The following is a 2676-nucleotide window of genomic DNA, read 5'->3' as shown; positions in this document are numbered from 1 at the left end:
ACATGGCACCGCCCGCGGCGGCGCCGGCCCTGCCGACGCGCGCGCGTCCGCAAGCTGGCCAGGTGGTGCTCGAAGTCGATGCCATCCGCAAGGAATTCGGCGGCCTGGTCGCCGTCAACGACATCTCCTTCAAGGTCGCCTCCGGCGAGATCATGGGCCTGATCGGCCCGAACGGCGCCGGCAAGAGCACGACCTTCAACCTGATCAGCGGCGTGCTGCCGGTGACGCGCGGCAAGGTCACCTTCATGGGCCAGCGCATCGACAGCCGTTCCGCGCGCGAGATCGCCAAGCTGGGCGTGGGGCGCACCTTCCAGCACGTGCAACTGCTGCCCGGTATGACGGTGCTGGAGAACGTGGCGCTGGGCGCACACCTCCGCTCGGACGTCGGCGTGCTGGCGGGCGCCCTGCATTCGGACCGCGCCCGCGAGGCGCAGCTGCTGCACGAGGCGGCCGAGCAGATCAAGCGTGTCGGCCTGGGCGAGTACCTGTACGAGCAGGCGGGCAATCTGGCGCTGGGCCAGCAACGCATCCTGGAAATCGCGCGCGCCCTGGCCGCCGATCCGGTGCTGCTGCTGCTGGACGAACCCGCCGCCGGCCTGCGCTACAAGGAAAAGCAGGACCTGGCGCGCGTGCTGGAACAGTTGCGGGCCGAGGGCATGAGCATTCTGCTCGTCGAACACGATATGGATTTTGTGATGCGTCTGACCAACCACCTCGTGGTGATGGATTTCGGCACCAAGCTGGCTGAAGGCGTGCCGGCCGACGTGCAAAAGAACCCGGCGGTGCTGGAAGCCTACCTGGGCGGCATCGATGACGACCTGCCCGAAGCGGACCAGGCCAAGCCCGTGTCGGCAGGAGGCGTGTGATGAGCGCTCCCGTACTCGAAGTCACCAACCTGTCCGCCCGCTACGGCAAGGTGGGCGCGCTGGTGGGCGCCTCGCTCACCGTGCCTGCCGGCAGCATCGTTACCGTGATCGGCGCCAACGGCGCCGGCAAGTCCACCATGCTGAACGCCATGATGGGGGCGCTGCCGCAGACCGGCCACGCGGCCGGCACCGTGCAGTACGCCGGCACCGACGTGTCGGGCTGGCAGGTCGAACGCCGCGTCGCGGCCGGCATGTCGCTGGTGCCCGAGCGCCGCGAACTGTTCGGCACCATGTCGGTGGAAGACAACCTGCTGCTGGGCGGTTTCCGCCGCTACCGCGCCCGCGAAAGCGGCTGGCGCGATACGCTGAATGAAGTGTTCGACCTGTTTCCGCGGTTGCGCGAGCGCCGTGCGCAGCAGGCCGGCACGCTGTCGGGCGGCGAACGCCAGATGCTGGCCGTCGGCCGCGCGCTGATGGCCAAGCCCAACCTGCTGATGCTCGACGAGCCCAGCCTGGGCCTGGCGCCGCGCATCGTGCGCGAGATCTTCCACATCATCGCGCGCCTGCGCGAGACCGGCGTGGCGATCCTGCTGGTTGAACAGAACGCGCGCGCGGCGCTGCAAGTAGCCGACTACGGTTACGTGCTGGAAACCGGCGAGGTCATCCTGCACGGCCCGGCGCGCGAGCTGGCCGGCGACCCCAAGGTCATCGAAAGCTATCTGGGCCTGGGCAAGGGCGGCGAACAAGGCTGACCAACCCCGAACGCCTGAAGGGCCGGACACCGCAGGGTGTCCGGCCTTTTTTATCGTTCGAAGACTTCGACCACCCGGAAGCGTTCGCACGCCAGCATCATGTCCGGCGCATAGCCGCCGTTGCGGCCGAAGTAGGCGATGTGCGCGTCGCGCCAGGCCTCGTAAGGGCCTTCGCCTTCGGCCAGCGCGAACGCTTCGTCGACCTGGTCGAAGCGCTGGATCAGCACGCTGAGGGTCTCGATGACGCAGGCCGGGCGGCCCTGTCCGTCCAGCACCACGTCGCGCCGGCCGGCCGCGGGCACGGGTTCCTGTTCATTGAAGTCGCGCAGCGCGCCGCAGGTGGCCGTCTTCGTGCCGGCCAGCACCAATGCCAGCAACTCGTCGGCAAGTTCGGGCGAATCGCCGAACTGGAAAGTCACGGCGTCTTCATAGGGGGCGGGCGGTTTCATGCCGGGGGTGTCCATTGCAGTATCAGCTCCTGTCCCATTGCGGGATCGGAAGTGGAGGGCGCGCCGGTTTCGATGCGCCCGGCCAGGCGACGAGTGTAGGCCGGGTCGCCGCTGTCGTGCACCGTCAGGTCATACCAGCCGGCGCTGCGGGTCAGGTCCCAGGCCAGGCTGAGCGTCTCGCCCGCAACGAGCGTGACATTGTCTTCGCTGGGATAGCCATAGGCGTTGGCCTCCACCCGGAACGAGCGGGCCTGCGGGGCAGGGTTGCGCAGCGTCAGTTGCAGCGACGCGCCCGGCCCCTGGTAGTTGGCTGTGACTTCCAGGGATGGCGAGCCGGCGCGGCCCGTGCAATGGCGATGGAAGCCGTTGGGCCCCAGCACCCACAGATCGTAGCGTCCCTCGTCGGCAGCGGTCTGCCATGCGTCTTCGAGCTGCTTGCCCGCTTCCACGGTGTAGCGGCGTGGGCCGCGCTCCAGATGCAGCCGGTCGTATACATGCAGCACCGCGCCAGCCGCGCCGGTGTTTTCGAAGCGCAGCGTCACGCTCTTGCCATCCGCAACCGCATGGACCTGCAGCGCGTAGGGCAGCGGACGCGATGGGCGCGTGCCG

The 2676-nt window shown here is 68.6% G+C and carries 4 protein-coding genes; 2 read left to right on the top strand and 2 right to left on the bottom strand.

The genetic code is table 11. The features are described 5' to 3' along the window. Both VIR09_RS22285 and VIR09_RS22280 read left to right on the top strand, forming a co-directional pair. Positions 1-866 (top strand): ABC transporter ATP-binding protein (locus VIR09_RS22285; protein ID WP_332014823.1); only part of this gene is annotated, 866 nt, incomplete at its 5' end. Further along, positions 866-1618: an ABC transporter ATP-binding protein gene (locus VIR09_RS22280; RefSeq protein ID WP_013392184.1), complete on the top strand. Its 753-nt coding sequence runs from the start codon at positions 866-868 to the stop codon at positions 1616-1618. The genes VIR09_RS22285 and VIR09_RS22280, both read left to right, overlap by 1 nt. Before the next feature lie 50 nt (positions 1619-1668). On the opposite strand, the gene VIR09_RS22275 is transcribed toward VIR09_RS22280, so the two are convergent. Together VIR09_RS22275 and VIR09_RS22270 are read right to left on the bottom strand one after the other, a co-directional pair. After that, the gene (locus VIR09_RS22275) at positions 1669-2067 is read right to left on the bottom strand and encodes an ASCH domain-containing protein (protein WP_332014822.1); all 399 of its coding nucleotides are present in this window, start codon (positions 2065-2067) and stop codon (positions 1669-1671) included. Further along, on the bottom strand, positions 2064-2676 hold a 613-nt coding region (locus VIR09_RS22270), incomplete at its 5' end, for a phospholipase domain-containing protein (protein ID WP_332014821.1). The genes VIR09_RS22275 and VIR09_RS22270, both read right to left, overlap by 4 nt.

The sequence above is a fragment of the Achromobacter sp. genome (assembly GCF_036567245.1).
Classification (GTDB): Bacteria; Pseudomonadota; Gammaproteobacteria; order Burkholderiales; family Burkholderiaceae_B; genus Achromobacter.
The sequence above is the reverse complement of the archived record's forward strand: the minus strand, read 5'-3'. Positions and strand labels throughout refer to the sequence as shown.